The organism is Humibacter antri, assembly GCF_054777235.1.
In genome coordinates, this window is record NZ_BAAHAW010000019.1 from 179095 (window position 1) to 203078 (window position 23984).

At 67.2% G+C, this 23984-nt stretch carries 30 protein-coding genes; 26 read left to right on the top strand and 4 right to left on the bottom strand.

What is annotated here, in order from left to right:
* Positions 1–28 precede the first annotated feature (28 nt).
* Together ACYVDK_RS07185 and ACYVDK_RS07190 are read right to left on the bottom strand one after the other, a co-directional pair.
* The gene (locus ACYVDK_RS07185) at positions 29–847 is read right to left on the bottom strand and encodes an ABC transporter permease (protein WP_460520050.1); all 819 of its coding nucleotides are present in this window, start codon (positions 845–847) and stop codon (positions 29–31) included.
* Between the two features lie 6 nt (positions 848–853).
* Positions 854–2077: an ABC transporter ATP-binding protein gene (locus ACYVDK_RS07190; protein ID WP_460520053.1), complete on the bottom strand. Its 1224-nt coding sequence runs from the start codon at positions 2075–2077 to the stop codon at positions 854–856.
* A gap of 94 nt (positions 2078–2171) precedes the next feature.
* Here ACYVDK_RS07190 and ACYVDK_RS07195 point away from each other — a divergent pair, with 94 nt between their 5' ends.
* The 6 genes from ACYVDK_RS07195 (at position 2172) to ACYVDK_RS07220 (ending at position 11406) form a co-directional block, all read left to right on the top strand.
* The gene (locus ACYVDK_RS07195; RefSeq protein ID WP_460520056.1) at positions 2172–3224 is read left to right on the top strand and encodes a glycosyltransferase family 4 protein; all 1053 of its coding nucleotides are present in this window, start codon (positions 2172–2174) and stop codon (positions 3222–3224) included.
* Positions 3225–3291: 67 nt separating this feature from the next.
* Positions 3292–4467, top strand: coding sequence for a glycosyltransferase family 4 protein (locus tag ACYVDK_RS07200; RefSeq protein ID WP_460520059.1), 1176 nt, complete (start codon positions 3292–3294; stop codon positions 4465–4467).
* Positions 4468–4587: 120 nt separating this feature from the next.
* Positions 4588–6003, top strand: a complete 1416-nt coding sequence (locus tag ACYVDK_RS07205) for an O-antigen ligase family protein (protein ID WP_460520061.1) — start codon at positions 4588–4590, stop codon at positions 6001–6003.
* Positions 6004–6033: 30 nt separating this feature from the next.
* Positions 6034–9093, top strand: a complete 3060-nt coding sequence (locus ACYVDK_RS07210) for a glycosyltransferase (RefSeq protein ID WP_460520064.1) — start codon at positions 6034–6036, stop codon at positions 9091–9093.
* Positions 9093–10244: a glycosyltransferase family protein gene (locus tag ACYVDK_RS07215; protein ID WP_460520067.1), complete on the top strand. Its 1152-nt coding sequence runs from the start codon at positions 9093–9095 to the stop codon at positions 10242–10244. Before ACYVDK_RS07210 ends, ACYVDK_RS07215 begins: the two co-directional genes overlap by 1 nt.
* 43 nt (positions 10245–10287) lie before the next feature.
* Positions 10288–11406: a glycosyltransferase gene (locus tag ACYVDK_RS07220; protein ID WP_460520070.1), complete on the top strand. Its 1119-nt coding sequence runs from the start codon at positions 10288–10290 to the stop codon at positions 11404–11406.
* Here ACYVDK_RS07220 and ACYVDK_RS07225 read toward each other — a convergent pair.
* Both ACYVDK_RS07225 and ACYVDK_RS07230 read right to left on the bottom strand, forming a co-directional pair.
* Complete coding sequence (locus tag ACYVDK_RS07225) at positions 11403–12044, bottom strand: low molecular weight phosphatase family protein (RefSeq protein ID WP_460520073.1); 642 nt, start codon at positions 12042–12044, stop codon at positions 11403–11405. The genes ACYVDK_RS07220 and ACYVDK_RS07225 overlap by 4 nt on opposite strands.
* A 2-nt stretch (positions 12045–12046) precedes the next feature.
* Positions 12047–13843, bottom strand: coding sequence for a polysaccharide biosynthesis tyrosine autokinase (locus ACYVDK_RS07230; RefSeq protein ID WP_460520074.1), 1797 nt, complete (start codon positions 13841–13843; stop codon positions 12047–12049).
* A gap of 426 nt (positions 13844–14269) precedes the next feature.
* Here ACYVDK_RS07230 and rpsJ point away from each other — a divergent pair, with 426 nt between their 5' ends.
* From rpsJ to rplO, 20 genes are all read left to right on the top strand, one after another.
* Complete coding sequence (gene rpsJ / locus ACYVDK_RS07235; RefSeq protein WP_460520077.1) at positions 14270–14578, top strand: small ribosomal subunit protein uS10; 309 nt, start codon at positions 14270–14272, stop codon at positions 14576–14578.
* A gap of 10 nt (positions 14579–14588) precedes the next feature.
* Entirely contained in the window at positions 14589–15248 is a 660-nt protein-coding gene (rplC, locus tag ACYVDK_RS07240) for a large ribosomal subunit protein uL3 (protein WP_460520080.1), read from the top strand.
* A gap of 2 nt (positions 15249–15250) precedes the next feature.
* Entirely contained in the window at positions 15251–15940 is a 690-nt protein-coding gene (gene rplD / locus ACYVDK_RS07245) for a 50S ribosomal protein L4 (protein WP_460520083.1), read from the top strand.
* Positions 15940–16239, top strand: a complete 300-nt coding sequence (gene rplW, locus ACYVDK_RS07250) for an uL23 family ribosomal protein (RefSeq protein ID WP_460520086.1) — start codon at positions 15940–15942, stop codon at positions 16237–16239. Before rplD ends, rplW begins: the two co-directional genes overlap by 1 nt.
* 17 nt (positions 16240–16256) lie before the next feature.
* Positions 16257–17096: a large ribosomal subunit protein uL2 gene (rplB, locus tag ACYVDK_RS07255; RefSeq protein ID WP_460520089.1), complete on the top strand. Its 840-nt coding sequence runs from the start codon at positions 16257–16259 to the stop codon at positions 17094–17096.
* A gap of 13 nt (positions 17097–17109) precedes the next feature.
* The gene (gene rpsS, locus ACYVDK_RS07260) at positions 17110–17391 is read left to right on the top strand and encodes a 30S ribosomal protein S19 (protein WP_022900930.1); all 282 of its coding nucleotides are present in this window, start codon (positions 17110–17112) and stop codon (positions 17389–17391) included.
* A 26-nt stretch (positions 17392–17417) separates the two neighbouring features.
* Positions 17418–17783: a 50S ribosomal protein L22 gene (rplV, locus tag ACYVDK_RS07265; protein WP_325454887.1), complete on the top strand. Its 366-nt coding sequence runs from the start codon at positions 17418–17420 to the stop codon at positions 17781–17783.
* Positions 17783–18541, top strand: a complete 759-nt coding sequence (rpsC, locus tag ACYVDK_RS07270; RefSeq protein ID WP_460520093.1) for a small ribosomal subunit protein uS3 — start codon at positions 17783–17785, stop codon at positions 18539–18541. The genes rplV and rpsC overlap by 1 nt, the downstream gene beginning before the upstream one ends.
* 2 nt (positions 18542–18543) lie before the next feature.
* Positions 18544–18963: a large ribosomal subunit protein uL16 gene (gene rplP / locus ACYVDK_RS07275; RefSeq protein ID WP_460520096.1), complete on the top strand. Its 420-nt coding sequence runs from the start codon at positions 18544–18546 to the stop codon at positions 18961–18963.
* Positions 18963–19280 carry a large ribosomal subunit protein uL29 gene (gene rpmC, locus ACYVDK_RS07280; RefSeq protein WP_460520099.1) on the top strand — a complete coding sequence of 106 codons (318 nt, stop codon included), beginning with the start codon at positions 18963–18965 and terminating at the stop codon, positions 19278–19280. The genes rplP and rpmC overlap by 1 nt, the downstream gene beginning before the upstream one ends.
* Positions 19280–19621 carry a small ribosomal subunit protein uS17 gene (rpsQ, locus tag ACYVDK_RS07285; protein WP_460520102.1) on the top strand — a complete coding sequence of 114 codons (342 nt, stop codon included), beginning with the start codon at positions 19280–19282 and terminating at the stop codon, positions 19619–19621. Before rpmC ends, rpsQ begins: the two co-directional genes overlap by 1 nt.
* Positions 19622–19656: 35 nt before the next feature.
* A complete protein-coding gene (gene rplN, locus ACYVDK_RS07290; RefSeq protein WP_460520105.1) occupies positions 19657–20025 on the top strand; it encodes a large ribosomal subunit protein uL14 in 369 nt (122 codons plus the stop codon).
* 2 nt (positions 20026–20027) lie between these two features.
* Positions 20028–20387, top strand: a complete 360-nt coding sequence (gene rplX / locus ACYVDK_RS07295) for a 50S ribosomal protein L24 (protein WP_460520108.1) — start codon at positions 20028–20030, stop codon at positions 20385–20387.
* A complete protein-coding gene (gene rplE, locus ACYVDK_RS07300) occupies positions 20387–20983 on the top strand; it encodes a large ribosomal subunit protein uL5 (RefSeq protein WP_460520111.1) in 597 nt (198 codons plus the stop codon). Before rplX ends, rplE begins: the two co-directional genes overlap by 1 nt.
* 92 nt (positions 20984–21075) lie before the next feature.
* Positions 21076–21474 carry a 30S ribosomal protein S8 gene (gene rpsH, locus ACYVDK_RS07305; RefSeq protein ID WP_460520114.1) on the top strand — a complete coding sequence of 133 codons (399 nt, stop codon included), beginning with the start codon at positions 21076–21078 and terminating at the stop codon, positions 21472–21474.
* Positions 21475–21478: 4 nt separating this feature from the next.
* Positions 21479–22015 carry a 50S ribosomal protein L6 gene (gene rplF / locus ACYVDK_RS07310; RefSeq protein WP_460520117.1) on the top strand — a complete coding sequence of 179 codons (537 nt, stop codon included), beginning with the start codon at positions 21479–21481 and terminating at the stop codon, positions 22013–22015.
* Between the two features lie 2 nt (positions 22016–22017).
* Complete coding sequence (gene rplR / locus ACYVDK_RS07315) at positions 22018–22377, top strand: 50S ribosomal protein L18 (protein WP_460520120.1); 360 nt, start codon at positions 22018–22020, stop codon at positions 22375–22377.
* A 35-nt stretch (positions 22378–22412) separates the two neighbouring features.
* Entirely contained in the window at positions 22413–23105 is a 693-nt protein-coding gene (rpsE, locus tag ACYVDK_RS07320; RefSeq protein WP_460520742.1) for a 30S ribosomal protein S5, read from the top strand.
* Positions 23105–23287, top strand: a complete 183-nt coding sequence (gene rpmD / locus ACYVDK_RS07325) for a 50S ribosomal protein L30 (protein ID WP_460520744.1) — start codon at positions 23105–23107, stop codon at positions 23285–23287. Before rpsE ends, rpmD begins: the two co-directional genes overlap by 1 nt.
* Positions 23287–23970, top strand: a complete 684-nt coding sequence (gene rplO / locus ACYVDK_RS07330; protein ID WP_460520123.1) for a large ribosomal subunit protein uL15 — start codon at positions 23287–23289, stop codon at positions 23968–23970. Before rpmD ends, rplO begins: the two co-directional genes overlap by 1 nt.
* Positions 23971–23984: the final 14 nt, after the last annotated feature.

A 23984-nucleotide genomic window follows, 5' to 3' on the forward strand; every position in this document is an offset into this window, starting at 1 on the left:
TGTGATCTGTCCGCAAGCGCCCAGTGGGTCAGATGATGTCTGCGAACTCGCGCTCGTGGCTCTGGAAGTACAGCACGCCGACGAAGAAGACAGCGACCGAGAGCACCACGAGCCCGATCACCTGCCAGGCGGCAGGCGGGGTCGTGCCGACCAGTGACCAGCGGAAGGCCGTGAGGAACCAGGTGATCGGGTTGATGTCGAAGATCCAGCGGAGCCGGTCCGGAACCGAAGAGAGCGAGTACGCCACGGGGCTCGCGTAGAGCAGGATCTGCAGGAGCCACGGAAGGACGTAGCCCACATCCCGATACTTGACCATCATGGCCGCAGCGATCATGCCCAGACCCTCGCCGAGAAGAGCGATGAGGATGGCCCACACCGGGATGAGCAGCACGGGCAGGCCCGGATTCACGTGGTACACGAAGAGCAGGATGACGCCGACGCCTAGGCCGATAGCGAAGTCGAGGAGCACGCTGGCGACCGAGGAGATCGGCACCAGGATTCGAGGGAAGAACACCTTCGAGACCAAGGCCTGGTTGGACAGCAACGACGCGGACGACCGGGTGAGGGCTCCGTTGAAGAGGTTCCACGGCAGCATGCCCGCCAGCGAGAACAAGAAGTACGGGAGGCCGTCGCTGGAGAGCTTGGCGACCGTTCCGAACACCAGGGAGAACACCCCGGCAGAGAGGACGGGCTGGATGATGACCCAGGCGACCCCGAGGATCGTCTGCCGGTAGCGCACAATGATGTCGCGGTGCGCCAGCCGGTAGACGACCTCCCTCGCCTGCCACAGATCGGACCAGCGGGGGAGGTTGAGCCGTCGAGGCGGCTCGATGACCATCGTCTTCATGGTGTGTCAATCCATCTCGTACTGGAAGTCGGACAGGACGACGCCGGCCGAGATCGCATCGGTCGTCGCGCTCGACTCGTAACCCAGGTCGGGCATGACCTCGAATCTCCACGCCGCATCCCACACGTCGAGGATGTTCTCCGCCTGGCATGCGAAGACGTCCACCGAGTACGTGCCCGGCTTGAGCCAGAGGTTCTTGATCTCGAGCCGGCCCGTGTGACGCCGGTCGGCGCTCATCGTCTTGCCGTTGAGTCTGGAGTCGCACTGCACGATCACTGTGCCCTGGTCGTCGACGATGTGTGCGGAGACCCAGTAGTCGCTCACCGCCAGAGACGTCGTCATCGCCGGCACGTCGAAATGCACGGCGATCCTGTCACCCGAGGCGACGTGGTCGTCGTCCATCCACACCCGGTCGAAACGCACGCCGCCTGAGCCCTGCCGGTTCGCCGGGTCGGCCTGGTGCTGTGCGTAGCGGTCGAAGCTGGCGGTGTACGCCTGCAGCGTCGAGTCGACCGAGCCGTGGTGGGTGAGCCGACCGCGTTCGAGCAGGATCGCAGACGTGCACAGCGTCTTGACGGTCTGCAGCATGTGGCTCACGTAGAGAACCGTGCGTCCCTCTTTAGCGGCCTGGCGCATCTTGTCGAGCGACCGTCTTTGGAAGTCGGCGTCGCCCACCGCGAGCACTTCGTCGATCGCCAGGATCTCCGTTTCCAGGTGCGCTGCCACGGAGAAGGCGAGGCGCACGTACATGCCGGAGGAGTATCGCTTCACCGGCGTGTCGAGGAAGCGTTCCATGCCGGAGAACTCGACGATCGCGTCGAACTGGCGAAGGATCTCGGCCCGGGTCATACCGAGCAGGGCACCGTTGAGAAAGATGTTCTCGCGCCCGGTCAGTTCGGGGTGAAAACCGGTGCCGACCTCGAGGAGGCTGCCCATGCGACCGCGGAATTCGATGCGCCCGCGGGAGGGTGCCGTCACTCTCGTGAGGATCTTCAGAAGGGTCGACTTGCCTGCACCGTTGCGGCCGACGATGCCGAGCGCCTCGCCCTGCGGAATCTCGAAGTTGATGTCGTCGAGCGCGTCGAATCGCTTGTACTCGTCCGACTTGTGCTGCGGGCGCAGGCGGGCGAGCACGGCCTCGGCCAGCGTCGAGTGGCTGGCATTGCGCACGCCGAGGCGGTACGTCTTGCCGATGTTCTCCGCCTTCACGGCGAAATCGCTGTGCCCCACGGGCATCAGCCTATCCGCGCGACTTGCCCGCCCCAGGCTCCCGCAGGGCCACGCTAGACTGGCCCGTCATGTCGCCCGATCGCGAAGGAGGCGCATGGACCTGCTCGCGATTGCGACGGCAGCGACGGCCGAGCCGATGGGCGCACAGACATACGAGCGCGAGGTCGCGTCACGGGCAGCGGCGGCGCTGGCCGCCGGCCCCGGTGAATGGGCGGTTGAGCCGATGGCGATCCGCTCATTGCGGTCGGACCTGGCAGGTGACCGGCGAGTGCCCGTCGGGATGCTCGAGCGGGGCGGACCGGGCATCCGTCGCGCCATCGGCCGGCTGCTCTATCCCAGGGGTGCCTTGGTGCACCGAATGAGTCTGACGCTTCCGCCCGCACCACACGAGGTCGTGACGCTGCACGATGTCGTGGCATGGCGGTTCCCCGATGAGGGCACGCCGATCGCCAGCGCGCCCGAGGAATTGCGCAAAGCCGCGGCCGTGGTCTGCGTCTCCGAGGCGACGGCAGCCGACGCCGCAGAGATGTTCGGACTCGACAACCTCCGTGTTGTCCACCTGGGGGTGGATGACCGCTTCCGCGATCCCGACCCGCTCGACCGCGCCGCTCTGGAGCAGATGGGCATCGCCGGTAGGTACGTTCTGCATGCGGGCGGCGCCAGTCAGCGCAAGAACCTCGGTGCGCTCGCCGATGCCTGGCGGCGGGTGGCCGCCGTGTTTCCCGACGTGACGCTCGCGCTGGCGGGACCAGCTCACCGACGTCGAACCGAGCTCTTCCGCGACGTGCCTGGCGCTGCGCTCCTCGGTCGTGTCGATGACTCGCTCCTGCCGGGGCTGATAGCCGGCGCTGCGGCCGTCATCGTGCCGTCATTGCATGAGGGATTCGGACTGCCGGTGCTCGAGGCGATGGCCGCCGGCGCCGTCGTCGTTGCGGCAGAGACGAGTTCGCTTCCGGAGGTGGCGGGCGGCGCAGCAGTCCTGGTCTCGCCCTCCAGCACGGGCCTCGCCGAGGGCATCGCCGCGGTGCTGGAGGGCGATGTCGATCGTGGCGGGCTTCGGGCGAGAGGCCGTGCCAGAGCATCCGAGTTCACCTGGGAACGGTGTGCGGCGGAGCATGCAGCGATCTGGAACGACGTGATCCGATGAGGTCCTTCGCGGCCGCCGTATCCGCTCCCAGCGCAGCACATCCCCAGCGCATGACATAGTTTGCAGAATGGCGGCAGATGATCCGACGCGGGGGGCCATGGGCGATCGGTACGTTCACGTCATCACTCCGGGAGACCATTTCTCTCCCGCCACCGGAAGCGCGATCCCGACCGTCGTCGACGGGCTTTCAGCGGCATCGGCGGGAGGGGCGTCGTCGTCTGTGGTGGTGGCACGCGGAACCTTCGCGAACCGATACCCCAGTGCCGAGGTGATCGAGTACGCCCCGGTACGACGACGGCGCTTCGATCGATATCTCGATGCGGGCTTCTCCCGAGTGCTGGTTCCGAGGCGGCGAGCACGCCGAGAATGGGCGGCCACGGTCTCCATCCAGGGCACCTGGGCGCCCTCTGTCGTCTTCGCCCACAATGGCCCCCAGCTGATACCGAGCGTGGATGCCCGACGACATGCCCCCGTGCTCTACGCACACAACAATGTGCTTCGCACGTACTCCCGGCGTGAGTCGGGGAGAGTGCTGGCGCAGGCGGAATTGATCGTCTGCGTGAGCAGCTTTTTGATGGTCGAACTGGCCGCATCGTTGCCGCCCGCGTTGCAGCAGCGCATCGAAGTCGTGCACAACGGTGTTGACACGGAGCGATTTCACCCGCGGTCCGACCCGGAACGCGGCGATCGGCTGCGAGTGGCGTTCGTCGGCCGCGTCATTCGCGACAAGGGGCCCGACGTGTTGCTGGAGGCGTTGCGACTGCTGGATCGTGCCGACATCGTGGGCACGATCATCGGCGCGTCCGGATTCTCGAACGACGCACCGCTGAGCAGCTATGAACGGTCCCTTCGCGAACTTGCCGCCCCGCTCGGTCAGCGGGCGACCATGACACCGTTCCTCTCCCGTGCCGGGACGGCGGAGCTGCTTCGTGAGTTCGATGTCGTCGTGGTGCCGTCTCGCTGGCGGGAGCCGTATGCGCTCACCGTGTTGGAGGCGATGGCTTCCGGCGCGGCCGTCATCGCCAGCGACATCGGAGGGATTCCAGAGGCGGCCGGCCCGGCGGGCATGCTTGTTCCACCCGGCGATGCGAACGCACTTGCGGGTGCGATCGCGTCGCTCGCCGACGATGAATCGCTCCGAAGGCGAGTCGCCGCCGCTGGTCTCGCCCATGCGCGCGCGCAGACCTGGTCAACCGCTCGCGCAGAACTGGACGCCGCATTGCGACGTACGCTCGCGATCTGACCGCGACGGGGCACCCGGGCGCCGCTGTGCGAACCGGCCGGCCCGCCGCAACCCCTTGCCCGCCATGGCGGCGCCCAGGCTGTACCGGCCGGGTTGTTCCGCGCCACATAACATGTGGGCATGGCGCACGCGAGGCTGACACCGAACCCGGTCGCGCCCGCCTTCGTGGCGGCGGCGTCGCTCGCCGCTGTCGTCGGGGTCTCGCTCGGAGTCCTCAGCGTACGGAGCTCGCTTCTCGCGCTGGTCGTCGGTGTGGTCGTGCTATTGGCGGGCGTTGCGGCCCGGGATGCGTCGCTGGTCCCGGTGCTCGCGGTGCCTGCCACCCTTGTGCTGACGAGAGTGGGCGGTGCACTCAGCGTCTCGGATGTCGTGCTCGCTGCCGCCGCCGTCGTGTCGCTCTTCACGATCCGCGGCCGCGGGGCGGCCGTTCTCCGCCCGCTCATCTGGGCCGGCGTGTTCTACCTCGCGACGGCGATACCCACCCAGATCCTCAACCCGTATGCCGCGAACATCATCGAATGGGTGCATGAGGTCTTCCTCGTGCTCGGCAGCCTCATCGTCGGGTTCGTGATCGGGCGCGCCGACCGGGCGCGCTTGGCGCTGACCGTCTATGTGGTCGCATGCTGCGGCATCGGAGTCGCAACGATCATCGTGTCGCTTCTGACGTTCGCAACGACGCGGGAGTTCCAGCCGGTCTTCTTGGGTGACCTGAACAAGAACACCATCGGGGGAATGCTCGGCGCGGCGGCGGTGATCGCTTTCGCGCGGCCCGTGTGGCTCCGATGGTCCCCTGGCTGGTCGTGGTTCGTAGTTGTCATCTCGTCGCTCGGCGTCGTGGCCGCGCAGTCCAGGCAGGGACTCGTCGGCGAGATCGTCGGCATCCTCATCGTCAGCATCCGAGCCAGACCCCAGACCGGGCGAAGGGTGCGCATCGTGTGGCTCGCCGCCATCCCAGGCGTTGCCTGGGTCGTCAGTGAACTCACGGCACAGCTGGCGTCCGGCAATCAGTTCAATTCCGCGTACCAGCGAGTGGACTGGTATGAGCAGTCGTTCCAGATCTGGTTGAAATCGCCTGTCTTCGGGGTCGGCATGCGCTGGTGGTATACAGACCGCTTCTCCGGGCAATTCCAGTCGTTCCAGCCGCCCAACGCGGAGCTGGAGGTGTTGACGACCGTGGGCGTTTTCGGGCTGATCGGGTTCTTCGCGTTGTTCGCTGTCGCCTGTTGGTACCTCTGGAAGATGGATCCGGTGTACGGGACCGTCGGAGTGGCGGTCGTCGCGATGCGGTTCACCCAGGCGCAGTTCGACCTGTATTGGGTCGCGGGCCAGGCGTCGTTGCTCTGGATCGTCGCCGGGATCTGCTACGGCGTGAAGGTCCTCGACGACGACCGCAGAGCCCGCGGCGAACCCGTGACATGGGAGCAGCCGCAGGCGGGCATTCGGCGTCGCGGCATTCGACGCCTCACGGTCCGGCCGCAAGTCGCTCCCGCTCGGAAGGCAACGCCCTCGGCCGCGCCACCGACGCCATTAAGGTAAGAGAATTCGTCACCGACCCCGAGGCCAGCCATGAAGGTGCTCCGTATCGCCCATCACGCCGTCGTGGCCGAGTGGCGGCAAAGGGAGCGCGAGCTCAGCAAGCAGGGTGTCGAGGTGGAGCTCATCTCCGCCGAGGTCTGGAACGAGGGCGGCCGAGACGTGCGCCTTGATGCCCGCGACGACGACTTCGTGTTCGCGGCGCGTACGGTGGGAAGGCATCCGAGTTTGTTCGCGTACGACCCGCGCCCGATCTGGCGTGCGATCGGCAGCCATCCGGATCTGATCGACCTGCACGAGGAGCCGAACGCGCTCGCGACCGCCGAGGTACTGCTGCTGCGCCGGCTCCGCCGCAGCAGGGCGCCATATGTGCTCTACTCGGCGCAGAACATCCACAAGAGATATCCCTTGCCATTCCGCTGGTTCGAACGCGTGGCTCTGCGAGGGGCCGCCGCCGCATATGTCTGCAACTCAGAGGCGGGCGAGATCCTGCGGTCGAAGGGCCTCGGGGGGCCGGCGGTGGAGATCCCTCTCGGCGTCGACGTTCGCGTGTTCGAGCCGGCGCACCGGCGGCCGCCCATGCGAGGCACGAAGACCATCGGCTATGTCGGAAGGCTCGAATCGCACAAGGGCGTCGACGTTCTGCTCAGCGCAGTCGCGGCGCACGTCGAGTGGTTCCTGCGCATCACAGGGGAGGGGCCGCAGCGCCCAGAACTCGAACGCATGGCGGAAAGCCTCGGCATCGCGAACCGCGTGCGATTCGAGGGATTCCTCGGCGGACCGGAACTGGCCGCGCGATACAGAGAGCTCGACGTGGTCGTCGTGCCCTCTCTGCCTCGCCCGAACTGGCTCGAGCAATTCTGCCGGGTGGCTGTCGAGGCGATGGCATCGGGCGTACCCGTTGTGGCGAGCGACTCGGGAGCGATCCCTGATGTCGTCGGCGACGCCGGTGTGCTGGTGCCGCCGGGAGATCCGCTCGCCCTCGCAGCGGGCATCGCGGATGCGCTCGTGCCCGAGCGGTGGAGTGAGCTGAGGAGGCGCGGACTGGAGCGCTCGGCACGGTTCACCTGGCAGAACGTGGCCGGCATGCATCGTGACCTCTATGAGTCCGTCGTGCGAGGAGCGGGCGTCGGCACCGAGCCTTCACCGCATGTGCTGATCGTCGCCTACGGCTCACCGGAGCCGCTCGAGTGCTGCCTGGCGGCGCTGCGCGACAGTCATCACGTCACCGTCGTCGACAACTCGTCGCTGCCTGAGACGCGCGCACTGGCCGAACGGCACCACGCTCAGTACATCGATGCGGAGCGCAACCTGGGATTCGCAGGAGGCGTCAACCGCGGGCTCGCCGCGATCGACCAATCCGCCGACGCGGGGCGTGATGTGCTCCTGCTGAACCCGGACGCGCGCATCAGCCCTGACGGTGTCGAACGGATGCACGACCTCCTGCACTCGTCGGAACGGATCGCCGCAGTCGGGGCGACGCAGACGGATCCGGAGACGGGCGGACGCGTACGCGTGTGGTGGCCATTCCCTACGCCCGCGGGGGCATGGATCGAGGCCGTCGGCCTAGGGAGACTGCGGCGCGCCCACGACTTCGCCATCGGGTCGGCGCTGCTGCTCCGTCGCAGCGCTCTCGACGACCTGGGGCGTCTCGACGAACGGTTCTTCCTCTATGCGGAAGAGACGGACTGGCAGCGCCGCGCACGATCGCGGGGCTGGCGCATCGCCGTTGCCGATGTCGACGCCACGCACGAGGGCGCCGGCACAGGGGGCGACCCGCGCGTGAGGGAGCGTCACTTCTACGGGAGCGCGGAGCGGTACATCCGCAAGCACCACGGTGGCTTCGGATGGCAGGTCTACCGCGCGGGTGTCCTCCTCGGTGCGGCCGTACGCGGAGCGGTGCTGCCGGGCGAGCGCGGCGCGGCGGCACGAAGGAGAGCCGCCCTGTTCCGGCTCGGACCGATGCGCGTGGAGTCCGGTGCAGTTGGCCCGAGGCGCCGGCCTCGGCCGCGACGCCTGCAGGGCGACGGGCTGCATGTCGTCCATGTCGTGTGCTCGGAGGCGTTCGCCGGAGTGGAGCGATACGTGCTGCAGTCGGCGATCGCGCTGCAGGATGCCGGATGCCGACTGACCGTCGTCGGCGGTGGCGCCGAGACCATGGGCGCCGCGATGCGCACACGAGGCGTGGCGTGGCATCCCGGGTCGACGGCGCTGGCCGCGCTCGGCGCGCTGCGGCGCATTCCGGATGCCGATGTCATCGTCACGCACATGACGCTGGCCGATCTGGCGGGTGTTGCGGCCGGCGCACTCAAGCGCGTTCCCGTCGTGAGCGCCAGGCACTTCGCTGCTCGCCGGGGCGGCAACCCGGTGAACCGTGCGCTCGCCGGCATGGCGGGCCGCCGGATCGCCGGTCAGCTCGCCATCTCGCACTACGTCGCGGAGAACATCGAGGGCGGGAGCGTGGTCGTGCACACCGGTGTGCACGATGCTCCGCACGTCGACGAGTCGGGCAGGGAGCGCATCGTGCTCGTCATGCAAAGGCTCGAGCCGGAGAAGCAGACCGATGTGGCGGTGCGCGCATGGGCGGCAACCGGTCGACACGAGGGGTGGCGACTCGTTATCGCCGGTGACGGCACGGAACGCGAACCTCTTCGTGCGCTCGCCGCGGAGCTCGGCACGGCCGATTCGGTCGATTTCGTCGGGTTCCAGAACGACGTGGTCGAGTGGTTCCGACGGGCATCTGTGCTGATAGCGCCGACACCTCGCGAAGGGCTGGGACTCTCGGTGCTCGAAGCCATGTCGTACGGCCTTCCCGTCGTGGCGTCGGCCGCGGGCGGGCACCTGGAGACGGTGGGGTCCGTGCCGGGCGCGGCGCTCTTCGCGGCCGGCGACGTCGAGGCCGCCGCGCGACTCCTCGATGAACTCATGGCCGACCCTCGGCGACGCAGCGACTACGGAGACGCGCTCCGCGAGCGGCAACGGGAAGCGTTCGGCGTTCGCGATCAGACAGCCGCCACTCATGCCCTGCTCGAGGCGGTCGTGCGTGCTCACCCCCACGGCGGGCCGGACCTCGGCTCGAGGAGCGCCGCTTGATGAGCGTTGCACCGTCCACCGATCGGCGGAAACGATTGGTCGTCGCGTCGCTCGAGGAATGGGACGAGGTCTGGCGGCGCAATCAGTACCTCATCGACGGGCTGCTGCGGTCCGACCCCGAACTCGATGTGCTGTTCGTCGAGCCTCCGGCGGACCCGCTCTTCGCCCTGGCGTCCGGTCGGCGTGCCGCACGAGGTCGCGGGATGCGCACGGCCGACGGTTACGGCGGCCGGTTGCATCTCTACCAGCCGACGAAGGCGCTGCCTCGACGCGCGGGGCGGTTCGCGGACGAGCTGGTGACCGCAGGCATCCGTCATGCCGCATCCCGCCTCGGCTGGCGCAACGGGATGCTGTGGGTCAACGATCCGGGCCGGTCCGCGCTCCTGGACGCGTTCGGATGGCCCAGCCTGTACGACGTGACGGACGACTGGACGGCGGCGGGACGCGGCGAACGAGAGCACGAGCGCATCGTGGCCGGGGACGCCGAGCTGCTGCGACGCTGCGACGAGGTCGTCGTGTGCTCGACGGGGTTGTCGGGCACCAAGGGCCGAGACCGTGCGGTCAGACTCATTCCGAACGCCGTCGACGTCGATCGTTACCGTCGCCCTCACCCACGGCCGACCGACTTCCCCGACGAACCCGTGGCCCTCTACGTCGGAACCCTTCACGAGGATCGTCTCGACATCGACCTGGTCGAACGCACGGCGGACGCCGCGGAGCATGCGGTGGTGATGATGCTCGGCCCCGACGCGCTCACCCCGGCGAACAGCGCGCGACTGCATGCGCATCCGCGTATCCTGCTGGCCGGTTCCAGGAACCGCGACGACATACCGGCCTACCTCCAGCACGCGCACGTGCTGATCGTGCCGCACGTCGTCGACGAGTTCACCGAGAGTCTCGACCCCCTCAAACTGTACGAATATCGGGCGGTCGGTCGGCCGACGGTGAGCACGCGGGTCGCCGGGTTCCGGGCTGCCGCAGGCGTCGTGGCCGCACCGGCACCGCAGTTCCCCCGGGAGGTCGCGACGCGACTGCGCAGTTGGAGCCCCACCGCGGAGACCCAGGAGGTGCCTGACTGGCGGGACAGGGTCGCCGACTTCCGCGAGGTGCTCGACTCGCTGCACGAACGAGCCGGGGGGCCGGTATGGTGAGGGTTCCTCGGGCGATCCGCGAGGGCGGAACGGGGGTGTGCACGTGGCCGGTGTGATCGTCCACGAGTGGCTCGAGTCGGTGGGCGGCGGCGAACGAGTCGTCGATGCGCTGGCGGCGAAGTTCCCGGATGCCCCGATCGTCACGCCGTGGGACGACGTGCCCGACCGATACGGCCCGGGTCGCGTGCGGGAGAGCTGGCTGGCGCGCACCCCGCTGCGCAGGCACAAGGCCGCATCGATACCGTTCCTGCTCGAATGGTGGCGCCGCCTGCCCGCCATCGACGCCGACTGGATGCTGTGCTGCACGCATCTCTTCGCGCACCACGCCAGAATGCTGTCGCCCGAGCGTGACGTGCCGAAGTTCGTCTACACGCACAGCCCGGCCAGATACATCTGGGAACCGGGCATCGACCAACGGGGCGACGGACCCCTCGCACGGCTCATCGCCGGTCCATTGCGCTCGATCGATCGCCGTCGGGCCCTCGAGCCTGAGAAGATCGCGGCGAACAGCAGATTCGTGGCCGACCGCATCGCTCGCTGTTGGGACCGGGAAAGCACAGTGATCTATCCGCCGGTAGATCTGAGCGTCTTCCCGGGCAGCGACGACGAACTGACAGTCGACGAGCTGAAGGTTCTCGACTCCTTGCCACACGGGTACCTGCTCGGGGCCTCGCGGTTCGTCCCGTACAAGCGGGTCGACCTGGCCATCGAGGCGGGCGTCGCCGCCGATCTGCCGGTGGTGATCGCAGGCGACGGCCCTGAGCGAGAACGGCTCACCGCACTGGCGGCCCAAGAGCCGGGGCGCGTGACGTTCGTCGCGCGACCTTCCGACGAACTGCTGCGGGCTCTTTACCGTAGAGCAGCAGTGTTCTTCTTCCCGCCGATCGAAGACTTCGGCATCATGCCTGTCGAGGCGATGGCCGCGGGGACACCCGTCGTGGGCAACGCGATCGGTGGTGCCGCCGAGACCGTGGAAGACGGCGTGACCGGCTCGCTCTTCCGCTCGACGGATCCGACCGAGCTGCGTCGCGCTGTCGAGGCGGCGATCGCGATGGACGCGGATTCCTGTCGCCGGCGCGCACAGCTCTTCGACGGCTCCACGTTCGGTGCACGCATTTCGGACTGGATGGGTGCCGAAGCGGTGGCCGGCGCGAAAGCCTAACCCGAGCCGAGCCGACGAGCTCGTCCGCTTGCGGCGGCTGTTCCGCGGTCGGCGACGAGATGCGCTGCGAGGCGATCGATGTCGCGCGTCAGCTCGGCTACGAGCACCCGCCACGCCTCCGGCGGCTGGTCGACCGGGTCGGCGATGTCGTCCTCGTCGCTCGAGCCGATCATGTCGGAGCGCGGGCGCCCCTCGGCGGCGAGGTCGATCCACTCACCCAGCAGTACGTGTCGTCGGGGGGGATGCTCGTCGAGCCATCGCACGAACTGGGGCAGCGTGAAGACCCGTGGCCAGAGCTCGGCGTCCGCTGCGACGAGCTCCCGCACGTGCTGCCTCGACATGGTGAGGATCACATCCCACGCGCCAAGCCGGCGCCGGTCAGCGCGTCGGCTCAGATGGCCCGAGAGGTCGAACCCGTTCTCGCGTGCGACCTGCAGACCGGCAGGCGGCATCGGGTGCCCGCCCTCGATGAGTCCGGCAGACGCGAACGCGAACGGCAGGCCGGCGAACCGGCGTCGTGCGATCGCCTCGGCCATCGCCGAACGGCATTGATTCGCCGTGCAGACGAAGAGAATGCCCGTCACTCCTGGCGCCGCTTCCGGGCCGCCCACCTCGTCGCCGTAGGACGAGCCCTGCACGATCAGACCTTCTCGTCTTCGGAGGAACCGCGCCGCCGCCCGTTGTCGCCGCCGGGCCGGGGCTCCTGCCAATCCTCGAGTTCGGCCGTCAGGCCGGCGACCTCGCGCGAGGCATCAGCCGGCGGTTGCGTGGGGAGACCCGTGCGTGCCGCATTCTCCCGGTCGCCACCGATGACGTCCTCGAAGGTGTCGTCATCCTCGACCGGCGGCTGCTCCGGCGCACCCTTCCGTTGCGCTCCAGTGCGCCCCACGGCCGAGGCCTGGCGTCGGGACGATCCGGATCCGTAGTACGCCGAGTAGGACTTCGGGATGCGCCGCCGCGAGCGATTGGCCACCACGCCCAGCACCGTGATGCCGTTGCCGGTCAGTGCGTGCACCGTCTCGACCAGCCGCTTGCGCAGGGTTCGGCGGATGGATGCCACGAGCACCGCTCCGTCGGCGTGAGCCGCGAGCAGGCTTGCGTCCACGAGCGCCAGGGAGGGCGGCGAGTCGATGACGACGATGTCGCACATGCCGCGCAGAGACGCGACGATGTCGCCCAGTGCCTCCACTGCGAGGAGGTCCGCCGGGTCGTACGGTTCTGATCCGGCGGGCAGGATGCTCAGCCCACGGAACTTGGTGCGGTTCAGACAGGCGGCGATCTGCTCGGTGCTCGGTGCCTGGCCGTTGGTCGCCGCCGACTGGAGGAGTTCAGTAAGGCCTCTGCCGGTTGCGATATCGCCGAACAGATCAGGGAGGCTCGGCTTGCGCAGGTCGCCACCTACCAGCACGACGTGCTTGCCCGTGCGCGCCCAGGCGATCGCAAGATTCGAGGAGATGAACGTCTTGCCGTCGCCCGGCTCGACGCTGGTCACCACGATCGCATCGTTGCCCTGCGGCATCAGTACTTGCAGCGTGGTGCGCAGGGCGCGGAGGCCTTCGTTGAGCGAGGTGCGTTTGCGGCCCGCCGCGGGCAGCCAGTCGCCACGACGCTGCATGCGCTTGTCGAGACTGAGCTCCCCGAGCGAGGGAACGTCGGTGATCGCCTCTATTTCGTCTTCGCCGCGGAGCCTGTCGTCGAACGCATCCCAGATGAGAGCGATGCCGATGCCGGCGACGAGTCCGGCCGCTAGGGCGACCGCGAGTGCGACGAGCGGGCTCGTGCCCTGGAACTGGCCAGGTGTCGCTGCCTTGGTGACGGTCAGGGGTGCCCCGGCGTTGTCGATCTTCTGCACCGTGTTGTTCGCGCTCGCCAGTGAGCTGATGGCGCCCGCCAGGTTCGACTGTGCGATCGAGTTGGCCGGATTCAGGTTGACCTGCGCCTGGTAGGACTCGGCCGAGGCCGTCCACTGCGCCGCCTGAGCCTCGGCGGCGGCCCTCGCCTTTGCGGTCTGGCCCTCGAGATAGCTGTTGTACGACTTCGCGACAGCATCCGCGTGCTTCTTCGCCTGCTCCGCGCTGGTGCCGTTCGCGGTGATCGTGATCACCTTCGACGCCGTCTGGGACTGGGTCTGGCCGAGAGTGGCGGTCACATCCCACGACGCCGTGGACGAGGCGGGTTCGCCCACGTCTTTCGCCGCGGCGTCCAGCACGGTGGGCGAGGTGATGCTCTCCGGGTCGAAGTCGACGGATGCCGTGCCGATCTGCCCGCTGGAGGAGGCGCCGGCGGCCAGTGAGCTCATCCGCACGCTGATGGTCGACGTGTAGACGGGCGCCTGACGCGCGAGGAAGATCGCAGCGACCCCTAAGGCGATCACGACGACCGCGATGATGAGCAGTCGTCGCTGCCAGATGGCGCTCAAAGCTTGCCGAAATGTCACTTTGTCTCCCGCTGGCGTCCCGACCGCCTTTCAGACTACCGGCCATGGATGCGAGGGCCCCGGAATGGGGGATAACCGGGACCGTGCCGGGCCGCGACACGCCCGAGTTGCACGGGCCCGCTGAATCTGGCAAACTTTTGGGGTTCGACATTTCGGTGCCGCGCGCCTGCGCGTGGTGGACCGAATCACTGCCAGGCAGTGCATAGCCGCTTCGAGCCGGCTGATCCTTTCAAGGATCGAGCCCTCATGAGTTCAGGCTAGGCCGCGGGCAGAAGAACGAGCTTAATCGACATCCACGAGCCCATGGGCTATCCATGTGCTCTGCGAGGGCGACACGCCCGAGCGCGGGGGTCGGTGACACGCGACGCGTCCAATGCGGCTCTGACTGCCGTACGACGCCTGAATCAAGTAGAGAGAGAGTCAGATATGGCGGGACAGAAGATCCGCATCCGGCTTAAGTCGTATGACCACGAGGTCATCGACAGCTCGGCGCGCAAGATCGTCGACACGGTGACCCGTGCCGGTGCTCAGGTCGTCGGGCCGGTGCCGCTCCCCACCGAGAAGAACGTGGTGTGCGTCATCCGTTCGCCCCACAAGTACAAGGACAGCCGCGAGCACTTCGAGATGCGCACGCACAAGCGGCTCATCGACATCATCGACCCGACGCCGAAGGCCGTCGACTCGCTCATGCGTCTCGACCTGCCGGCCGACGTCAACATCGAGATCAAGCTGTAGGGGCTCATCCATGTCTACTACTGAGACCAAGACCGTCAAGGGTCTGCTCGGCAAGAAGCTCGGCATGACCCAGGTGTGGGACGAGAACAACAAGCTCATCCCCGTGACCGTCGTCGAGATCACACCCAACGTGGTCACGCAGATCCGCACCCCCGAGGTCGACGGCTACAGCGCCGTGCAGATCGCCACGGGCGCCATCGACCCGCGCAAGGTGAACAAGCCGGCCACCGGCCACTTCGAGAAGGCGGGTGTCACCCCGCGTCGCCACCTCACCGAGGTGCGCACGGCGGATGCCGCCGACTACACCGCAGGCCAGGAGCTCACCGTAGAGGGCACCTTCGGGGCCGGCCAGAAGGTCGACGTCGTCGGAACCTCGAAGGGCAAGGGCACCGCCGGTGTGATGAAGCGTCACAACTTCCAGGGCGTCTCGTCTTCGCACGGTTCGCACCGCAACCACCGCAAGCCGGGTTCGATCGGCGCATCCTCGACCCCGAGCCGGGTGTTCAAGGGCATGCGCATGGCCGGTCGCATGGGCGCCGAGCGCGTGACCGTGCTCAACCTCACGGTGCACTCGGTCGACGCGGCCAAGGGCCTGCTGCTCGTCAAGGGCGCGGTTCCCGGCGCGCGCGGCCGCATCGTCTTCGTCCGCAACGCAGTGAAGGGAGCGTAGTCATGGCTACCTCGATCGACGTTTTCGACGCGGCCGGAAAGAAGTCCGGTTCCGTCGAGCTGCCCGCGGAGATCTTCGACGTTCAGGTCAACGTTCCGCTGATCCACCAGGTCGTCGTCGCGCAGCTCGCCGCCGCGCGCCAGGGCACGCACAAGACCAAGAACCGCGGCGAGGTCTCCGGCGCAGGCCGCAAGCCGTTCAAGCAGAAGGGCACCGGTCGTGCCCGCCAGGGCTCCATCCGCGCTCCGCAGATGACCGGCGGCGGCATCGTGCATGGCCCGACGCCGCGTAGCTACGCGCAGCGCACCCCGAAGAAGATGATCGCCGCAGCGCTGCTCGGCTCGCTCAGCGACCGCGCTCGTGGTGAGCGAATCCACGTGGTGGAGTCGCTCGTCGTCGGCGAGACCCCTTCGACGAAGGTCGCCGTGTCACTGCTGAACGGCATCGCGACCTCGAAGCACGTGCTCATCGTCACCGAGCGCGACGACGAGACGGGCGTGAAGAGCGTTCGGAACATCCCGACCGTCCACACGCTGCCGTTCGACCAACTGAACGCGTACGACGTGCTCGTCTCCGACGACATCGTCTTCACCAAGGCTGCCTTCGACTCGTTCGTCGCGTCCAAGAGCGGGCTTCGAGACGGCGGTAAGGCCGCCTCCTCAACCCACGGTAAGGAAGAGGTGAACGCGTAATGCCCGCCATCAACAAGGACCCGCGCGACGTCATCATCGCTCCGGTCGTGTCCGAGAAGAGCTACTCGCTCATCGACGAGGGCAAGTACACGTTCCTCGTCGACCCCCGCTCGAACAAGACCGAGATCAAGCTCGCGATCGAGAAGATCTTCAAGGTCGAGGTCGCATCCGTCAACACTCTCAACCGACAGGGCAAGACGCGCCGCACCAAGTTCGGCATGGGCAAGCGCAAGGACACCAAGCGCGCCATCGTCACCCTCAAGTCCGGTTCCATCGACATCTTCACGGCTGTCGGCTAGGGGGCAAGGGAACAACCATGGCTATTCGCAAGTACAAGCCGACGACCCCCGGTCGCCGCGGCTCGTCGGTCGCCGACTTCGCCGAGATCACCCGATCGACGCCCGAGAAGTCGCTGCTCAAGCCGCTGTCGAAGACCGGTGGTCGCAACAACCAGGGTCGCATCACCACTCGCCACATCGGCGGTGGCCACAAGCGCCAGTACCGCGTCATCGACTTCCGTCGCAACGACAAGGACGGGGTCAACGCCAAGGTCGCGCACATCGAGTACGACCCGAACCGCACGGCACGCATCGCGCTGCTTCACTTCGTAGACGGCACCAAGCGCTACATCATCGCTCCCGACAAGCTCAAGCAGGGCGACATCGTGGAGTCGGGGCCGAACGCCGACATCAAGCCCGGCAACAACCTGCCGCTGCGGAACATCCCGACCGGTACGGTCATCCACGCGATCGAGCTGAAGCCCGGCGGGGGCGCGAAGATCGCCCGCTCGGCCGGTTCATCCGTGCGTCTCGTCGCCAAGGACGGCCCCTACGCCCAGTTGCGCATGCCCTCCGGCGAGATCCGGAATGTGGATGCCCGCTGCCGCGCCACGATCGGCGAGGTCGGCAACGCCGAGCAGTCGAACATCAACTGGGGCAAGGCCGGCCGCATGCGCTGGAAGGGCGTCCGCCCCACGGTGCGTGGTGTCGCGATGAACCCGATCGACCACCCGCACGGTGGTGGTGAGGGCAAGACCTCCGGTGGTCGCCACCCGGTCAGCCCGTGGGGCAAGAAGGAAGGCCGCACGCGCCATCCGAACAAGGAAAGCGACAAGCTGATCGTCCGCCGCCGCACCGCTGGCAAGAAGCGCAAGTAGGAGTTAGTAGAAGATGCCTCGCAGTCTCAAGAAGGGCCCCTTCGTCGACGAGCACCTGCTTACCAAGGTGGTCCGTGCGAACGAGTCCGGCAGCAAGAACGTCATCAAGACCTGGTCGCGTCGTTCGATGATCGTGCCGGCCATGCTCGGCCACACGATCGCCGTGCACGACGGCCGCAAGCACATCCCGGTCTTCGTCACCGAGACGATGGTCGGCCACAAGCTCGGGGAGTTCGCCCCGACCCGCACCTTCCGGGGACACGTGAAGGACGACAAGAAGGGTCGTCGCCGCTGACGCGGTGACATAAGGAGGAGAAAGACATGGTGGAGTCGATCGCACGCGTGCGACACATCCGCGTTACGCCTCAGAAGGCTCGTCGCGTCGTCAACCTGATCCGCGGCAAGCAGGCGCAAGAGGCCCTGGCCATCCTGAAGTTCGCCCCACAGGGCGCGAGCGAGCCGGTCTACAAGCTCGTGGCATCCGCAATCGCGAATGCCCGGGTCAAGGCCGACGCCTCGAATCAGTACCTAGACGAGCGAGACCTCTACGTGAGCCGCGCCTTCGTCGACGAGGGCACCACGCTGAAGCGTTTCCAGCCCCGCGCACAGGGCCGCGCGTTCCGCATCAACAAGCGCACCAGCCACATCACCGTCGTGCTGGCCACACCTGACGAGGGGACGAAGTAATGGGTCAGAAGGTCAACCCCTACGGCTTCCGTCTGGGAATCACCACGGACCACGTGTCGCACTGGTTCTCGGACTCGACGAAGCCCGGTCAGCGTTACGCCGACTACATCGCCGAAGACGTCAAGATCCGCACGCTGCTGAAGACGCAGCTCGACCGGGCCGGCGTTTCGCGCATCGAGATCGAGCGCACCCGTGATCGCGTGCGGGTGGACATCCACACCGCGCGCCCCGGCATCGTGATCGGTCGTCGCGGTGCCGAGGCCGAGCGCATCCGCGCAGACCTCGAGAAGCTCACCGGCAAGCAGATCCAGCTGAACATCCTCGAGGTGAAGAACCCCGAGACGGATGCGCAGCTCGTCGCCCAGGGCATCGCCGAGCAGCTCTCCGCTCGCGTGGCATTCCGCCGTGCGATGCGCAAGGGCCTGCAGGGTGCACAGCGCGCCGGTGCCAAGGGTGTGCGCATCCAGGTCTCCGGTCGCCTCGGCGGCGCCGAGATGAGCCGGTCGGAGTTCTACCGCGAGGGTCGTGTGCCGCTGCACACGCTGCGCGCGAACATCGACTACGGGTTCTACGAGGCCAAGACCACTTTCGGCCGCATCGGCGTGAAGGTCTGGATCTACAAGGGCGACATCACCAACAAGGAACTCGCGCGTGAGCAGGCCGCCGCCAAGTCCGGCCGGCCCGAGCGCAGCGACCGTGCGCGCCGTGCGCCCCGTGCTCAGGCCGAGGCCCCCGCGGCAGAAGGAGCCAGTGCATAACCATGTTGATTCCCCGCAGAGTCAAGCACCGCAAGCAGCACCATCCCGGCCGTAGCGGCCAGGCGACCGGCGGCACGACGGTGAGCTTCGGCGAGTTCGGCATCCAGGCCCTGACTCCCGCTTACGTGACGAACCGTCAGATCGAGTCCGCTCGTATCGCCATGACGCGTCACATCAAGCGTGGCGGCAAGGTGTGGATCAACATCTACCCTGACCGTCCGATCACGAAGAAGCCTGCCGAGACCCGCATGGGCTCCGGTAAGGGCTCGCCGGAATGGTGGGTCGCCAACGTCAAGCCGGGCCGCGTGCTCTTCGAGGTCGCAGGCGTCAACGAGGCGCTTGCCCGCGAGGCACTCACCCGTGCCATCCACAAGCTGCCCCTCAAGGCACGCATCATCAAGCGCGAGGAGGGCGACGCGTAATGGCGATCGGATCCAAGGAGCTCGTCCCCACCGAGCTCGACACGTTCGACGACGAGAAGCTCGTCGATGAGCTGAAGAAGGCCAAGGAAGAGCTGTTCAATCTGCGCTTCCAGTCGGCCACCGGCCAGCTCGAGAGCCACGGCCGGCTGCGCGCAGTCAAGCGCGACATCGCCCGCATCTACACGGTCATCCGCGAGCGCGAGCTCGGCATCCGTGCGACGCCGGCGCCGGTCGAGGTTCCCGCCAAGGCTGCAAAAAAGAGCAAGAAGGCCGAGGCTGCTGAGGCAGAGGCCGAGACGAAGGAGGAGGCGGAGTAATGGCTGCCACCAAGGCATCGGCCGAGACGGCCGCGACGGCGGAGACCGCCGGCCACGAGCACGCCGAGCACGACGTCAAGCAGGCGGGCGCCCGTGGCTACCGCAAGTCCCGTCGTGGCTACGTCGTCAGCGACAAGATGGACAAGACCATCGTCGTCGAGGTCGAGGACCGCGTGAAGCACCCGCTGTACGGCAAGGTGATCCGCCGCACCACCAAGGTGAAGGCGCACGATGAGTCGAACACCGCCGGTGTCGGCGACCTCGTGATCATCAACGAGACCCGTCCGATCAGCGCGACCAAGCGCTGGCGCCTGGTCGAGATCCTCGAGAAGGCCAAGTAGGCCTTCGGGCTTGCTTGTGACAAGGAGTTAGACAAGTGCTTCAGCAGGAATCACGCGTCAAGGTCGCCGACAACACGGGCGCCAAGGAGTTGCTGACGATCCGCGTTCTCGGTGGCTCGAGCCGTCGGTACGCCGGTCTCGGCGACACGATCGTGGCGACCGTGAAGGATGCCATCCCCGGCGGCAACGTCAAGAAGGGCGATGTCGTCAAGGCGGTCATCGTGCGCACCAAGAAGAACACGCGCCGCGCAGACGGCTCGTACATCAAATTCGACGAGAATGCCGCGGTGATCTTGAACCCCAACGGCGAGCCGCGCGGCACCCGCATCTTCGGACCGGTCGGTCGCGAGCTCCGCGACAAGAAGTTCATGAAGATCATCTCGCTGGCACCGGAGGTGATCTGATCATGGCGAACATCAAGAAGGGCGACCTGGTGCAGGTGATCTCGGGCCCGAGCCAGGCGCGCGGCGGAGACCGCGGCAAGCAGGGCAAGGTCATCGAGGTGCTCCAGGAGCAGAACCGTGTCGTGGTGGAGGGCGTGAACTACGTCACCAAGCACGTCAAGGTCGGCCAGACCCAGCGCGGCTCCAAGACCGGTGGCCTTGAGACCCACGAGGCGTCGATCCACGTATCGAATGTGGCGCTCGTCGACCCCGAGACCAAGAAGCCGACGCGTGTGGGCTTCCGCGAGGAGAAGGTGACGAAGGACGGCCGCACCAAGACCGTCCGCGTCCGCTACGCCAAGAAGTCAGGTAAGGACCTGTAATGACCGACACCGCAACTGCCGCGCAGGCTGGCGCGCCCTCGAACCGGGTCCAGCCGCGCCTGAAGCAGAAGTACAAGAACGAGATCGCGGCCCAGCTCAAAGAGCAGTTCGCGTACGGCAACGTTCACCAGATCCCGTCGCTGACGAAGATCGTCGTCAACACGGGCGTCGGTGACGCTGCCCGCGACGGCAAGATCATCGACGGTGCGGTCGCCGACCTCACCAAGATCACCGGCCAGAAGCCGCAGGTCACCAAGGCTCGCCAGTCGATCGCGCAGTTCAAGCTCCGCGAGGGCCAGCCGATCGGTGCGCACGTCACGCTGCGCGGCGACCGTGCCTGGGAGTTCCTCGACCGCCTGCTGTCGCTGTCGCTGCCGCGCATCCGCGACTTCCGTGGTCTGTCCGACCGGCAGTTCGACGGGCACGGCAACTACACGTTCGGCGTGCAGGAGCAGTCGATCTTCCACGAGATCGACCAGGACAAGATCGACCGCGTGCGCGGTTTCGACATCACGGTCGTCACCACGGCGAAGACGGATGACGAGGGTCGCGCGCTGCTGAAGGCGCTCGGCTTCCCGTTCAAGTCGAACGACTGACCCACCCCGGGACCGGCAGCCGCCGTGCCCTCCATCTACGGTCCGTTCTCTTGTAAAGGGCCCGGATACCGGATGAGCGAAGGAAACAACCCATGACCATGACAGATCCGGTCGCAGACATGCTGACCAGACTGCGCAACGCGAACTCGGCGTACCACGACACCGTCTCGATGCCGAACTCGAAGCTCAAGGCGCACATCGCCGAGATTCTCAAGAACGAGGGCTACATCTCCGACTGGAGCCTCGCAGACGCGCGTGTCGGGCAGACCCTCACGCTTGACCTCAAGTTCGGCCCGAACCGCGAGCGTTCGATCGCGGGCATCAAGCGCGTCTCCAAGCCAGGGCTGCGCGTGTACGCGAAGTCCACAGAGCTTCCCCGTGTGCTCGGCGGACTCGGCGTCGCCATCCTGTCCACCTCCTCCGGTCTGCTCACCGACCGCGAGGCCGAGAAGAAGGGCGTCGGCGGGGAAGTCCTCGCCTACGTGTGGTAGCGAGATGTCCCGAATCGGAAGACTCCCCATCGACATCCCGGCAGGCGTCGACGTCAAGATCGACGGCCAGGATGTGACAGTCAAGGGCCCCAAGGGCGAGCTGTCGCTCACCGTGGCCCAGCCCATCCAGGTGAAGCTCGCCGAGAACCAGGTTCTCGTCAGCCGCCCTGACGACGAGCGCAATTCGCGTTCGCTGCACGGCCTCACACGCACGCTGATCAACAACCAGATCATCGGCGTCACCCAGGGATACTCGAAGGGCCTCGAGATCGTCGGCACGGGATACCGCGTGGCGCAGAAGGGCTCGTCCATCGAGTTCGCGCTCGGTTTCTCGCACCCCGTCACCATCGAGCCGCCGACCGGCATCACGCTGACCGTCGAGGGCAACAACAAGGTCACCGTCGCCGGCATCGACAAGCAGGCGGTCGGTGAGACCGCTGCGAACATCCGCAAGATCAAGAAGCCGGAACCGTACAAGGGCAAGGGCATCCGCTACGCAGGCGAGGTCGTCCGCCGCAAGGCCGGAAAGGCTGGTAAGTAAGCATGAGCGTCAAGAGCAAGTCAGCGGCACGCGCCCGCCGGCACGCGCGCCTTCGCAAGAAGGTCGTGGGCACGGATACGCGTCCGCGTCTGGTCGTGACCCGCTCCGCGCGGCACGTCTTCGTGCAGGTCGTCGACGACTCCAAGGGCCACACCCTCGCGTCAGCCTCGACTCTCGAGGCCGACCTGCGCGCATTCGACGGTGACAAGACCGCCAAGGCCCGCAGGGTCGGCGAGCTGGTCGCCGAACGTGCCAAGCAGGCCGGCATCGAGGAGGTCGTGTTCGACCGTGGCGGCAACAAGTACGCGGGTCGGGTCGCGGCGATCGCCGACGGCGCCCGGGAAGGTGGGCTGAACCTGTGAGTGACGTCCAGAACGACAACAAGAAGGAGCAGGACGTGGCCGCCGAGCAGACGACTGCGGAGAAGCCCGTGGAGACCGCGGCCGGCACCGACACCACCAGTCGTGACGCCCGCGACAGCCGCGACGGCCGCCGTGGTGGCCGGGACCGCAACCAGGGCCGTGATCGCGGTGGCCGTGACGCCGACAAGAGCCAGTTCCTCGAGCGCGTGGTGACCATCAACCGCGTGTCGAAGGTGGTCAAGGGCGGTCGCCGCTTCAGCTTCACCGCGCTGGTCGTGGTGGGTGACGGCAACGGCCTGGTGGGCGTCGGTTACGGCAAGGCGCGTGAGGTGCCGCTGGCGATCTCGAAGGGCGTCGAGGAGGCGAAGAAGAACTTCTTCCGCGTTCCGCGCGTCGGCAACACGATCCCGCACCCCGTGCAGGGCGAGGCGGCCGCGGGTGTCGTTCTCCTGCGTCCGGCCGGCGCCGGTACCGGTGTCATCGCCGGTGGCCCGGTGCGTGCTGTGCTGGAATGCGCGGGCATCCACGACGTGCTGAGCAAGTCGCTCGGATCGTCGAACACCATCAACATCGTGCACGCGACCGTGACGGCGTTGCAGCAGCTCGAGGAACCTCGCGCCGTTGCCGCTCGCCGGGGGCTCGACTTCGACGAGGTCGCCCCGCCGCGTCTGCTGCGTGCCGAGGCAGAGGCGGCAGAGGCCGCCAGGACCGCTAAGGCTGGTGCATGATGGCGCGCCTGAAGGTGACCCAGATCAAGTCCAAAGTCAGTGAGAAGCAGAACCAGCGCGACACGCTTCGCAGCCTGGGGCTGAAGCGCATCGGTGACGTCGTGCTCCGCGAGGACACGCCGCAGAACCGCGGATACGTCAACACCGTCGCTCACCTGGTGAAGGTTGAGGAGATCGACTAATGAGTGAGAGCAATCCCCGCGAAGACAAGGCGACGGACACCACTAAGCCGACCACCGCCAAAGCTGAGGCCGGAACGGCCGAAGCGTCGAGCGCGCCGGCGAAAGCCGGCGCTGCGAAGAAAATGAACACAGCGACCAAGAGCGAGAAGAGCTCCGCGGCCAAGCCGGCCAAGGCCGACGACGCCAAGGCTGAGAAGCCCGCCGCGAAGAAGCCGGCCGCCAAGAACACCGAAGACGTCGCACGTCCGCAGGTTCTGAAGGTGCACCACCTTCGTCCGGCAGCCGGCGCCAAGAAGGACCGGACCCGCGTCGGTCGCGGTGAGGGTTCGAAAGGCAAGACGGCGGGTCGAGGCACGAAGGGAACGAAGGCGCGCTATCAGGTGCGTCCCGGTTTCCAGGGTGGCCAGCTCCCGTTCCACATGCGGTCGCCGAAGCTGCGCGGGTTCAAGAACCCGTTCCGCGTCGAGTACCAGGTCGTGAACCTGGACAAGCTCGCCGAGCTGTACCCGTCCGGTGGCGACGTCACTGTGAGCGACCTGGTCTCCAAGGGTGCCGTGCGCAAGAACGAGAAGGTGAAGGTTCTCGGCGGCGGTGACATCTCGGTGAAGCTGAACGTCGAGGTCGACAAGGTGTCCGGCTCCGCCGAGCAGAAGATCGTCGCGGCCGGAGGCTCCGTCAAGTAGCCCCGGCGGCGTCC

What these genes read in the sequence shown, in the direction of transcription:
- ACYVDK_RS07185 (WP_460520050.1), bottom strand. Translation starts at nt 847, where the DNA reads ATGAAGACGATGGTCATCGAGCCGCCTCGACGGCTCAACCTCCCCCGC.
- ACYVDK_RS07195 (WP_460520056.1), top strand. Translation starts at nt 2,172, where the DNA reads ATGGACCTGCTCGCGATTGCGACGGCAGCGACGGCCGAGCCGATGGGC.
- ACYVDK_RS07200 (WP_460520059.1), top strand. Translation starts at nt 3,292, where the DNA reads ATGGCGGCAGATGATCCGACGCGGGGGGCCATGGGCGATCGGTACGTT.
- ACYVDK_RS07205 (WP_460520061.1), top strand. Translation starts at nt 4,588, where the DNA reads ATGGCGCACGCGAGGCTGACACCGAACCCGGTCGCGCCCGCCTTCGTG.
- ACYVDK_RS07210 (WP_460520064.1), top strand. Translation starts at nt 6,034, where the DNA reads ATGAAGGTGCTCCGTATCGCCCATCACGCCGTCGTGGCCGAGTGGCGG.
- ACYVDK_RS07215 (WP_460520067.1), top strand. Translation starts at nt 9,093, where the DNA reads ATGAGCGTTGCACCGTCCACCGATCGGCGGAAACGATTGGTCGTCGCG.
- rpsJ (WP_460520077.1), top strand. Translation starts at nt 14,270, where the DNA reads ATGGCGGGACAGAAGATCCGCATCCGGCTTAAGTCGTATGACCACGAG.
- rplC (WP_460520080.1), top strand. Translation starts at nt 14,589, where the DNA reads ATGTCTACTACTGAGACCAAGACCGTCAAGGGTCTGCTCGGCAAGAAG.
- rplD (WP_460520083.1), top strand. Translation starts at nt 15,251, where the DNA reads ATGGCTACCTCGATCGACGTTTTCGACGCGGCCGGAAAGAAGTCCGGT.
- rplW (WP_460520086.1), top strand. Translation starts at nt 15,940, where the DNA reads ATGCCCGCCATCAACAAGGACCCGCGCGACGTCATCATCGCTCCGGTC.
- rplB (WP_460520089.1), top strand. Translation starts at nt 16,257, where the DNA reads ATGGCTATTCGCAAGTACAAGCCGACGACCCCCGGTCGCCGCGGCTCG.
- rpsS (WP_022900930.1), top strand. Translation starts at nt 17,110, where the DNA reads ATGCCTCGCAGTCTCAAGAAGGGCCCCTTCGTCGACGAGCACCTGCTT.
- rplV (WP_325454887.1), top strand. Translation starts at nt 17,418, where the DNA reads ATGGTGGAGTCGATCGCACGCGTGCGACACATCCGCGTTACGCCTCAG.
- rpsC (WP_460520093.1), top strand. Translation starts at nt 17,783, where the DNA reads ATGGGTCAGAAGGTCAACCCCTACGGCTTCCGTCTGGGAATCACCACG.
- rplP (WP_460520096.1), top strand. Translation starts at nt 18,544, where the DNA reads ATGTTGATTCCCCGCAGAGTCAAGCACCGCAAGCAGCACCATCCCGGC.
- rpmC (WP_460520099.1), top strand. Translation starts at nt 18,963, where the DNA reads ATGGCGATCGGATCCAAGGAGCTCGTCCCCACCGAGCTCGACACGTTC.
- rpsQ (WP_460520102.1), top strand. Translation starts at nt 19,280, where the DNA reads ATGGCTGCCACCAAGGCATCGGCCGAGACGGCCGCGACGGCGGAGACC.
- rplX (WP_460520108.1), top strand. Translation starts at nt 20,028, where the DNA reads ATGGCGAACATCAAGAAGGGCGACCTGGTGCAGGTGATCTCGGGCCCG.
- rplE (WP_460520111.1), top strand. Translation starts at nt 20,387, where the DNA reads ATGACCGACACCGCAACTGCCGCGCAGGCTGGCGCGCCCTCGAACCGG.
- rpsH (WP_460520114.1), top strand. Translation starts at nt 21,076, where the DNA reads ATGACCATGACAGATCCGGTCGCAGACATGCTGACCAGACTGCGCAAC.
- rplF (WP_460520117.1), top strand. Translation starts at nt 21,479, where the DNA reads ATGTCCCGAATCGGAAGACTCCCCATCGACATCCCGGCAGGCGTCGAC.
- rplR (WP_460520120.1), top strand. Translation starts at nt 22,018, where the DNA reads ATGAGCGTCAAGAGCAAGTCAGCGGCACGCGCCCGCCGGCACGCGCGC.
- rpmD (WP_460520744.1), top strand. Translation starts at nt 23,105, where the DNA reads ATGGCGCGCCTGAAGGTGACCCAGATCAAGTCCAAAGTCAGTGAGAAG.
- rplO (WP_460520123.1), top strand. Translation starts at nt 23,287, where the DNA reads ATGAGTGAGAGCAATCCCCGCGAAGACAAGGCGACGGACACCACTAAG.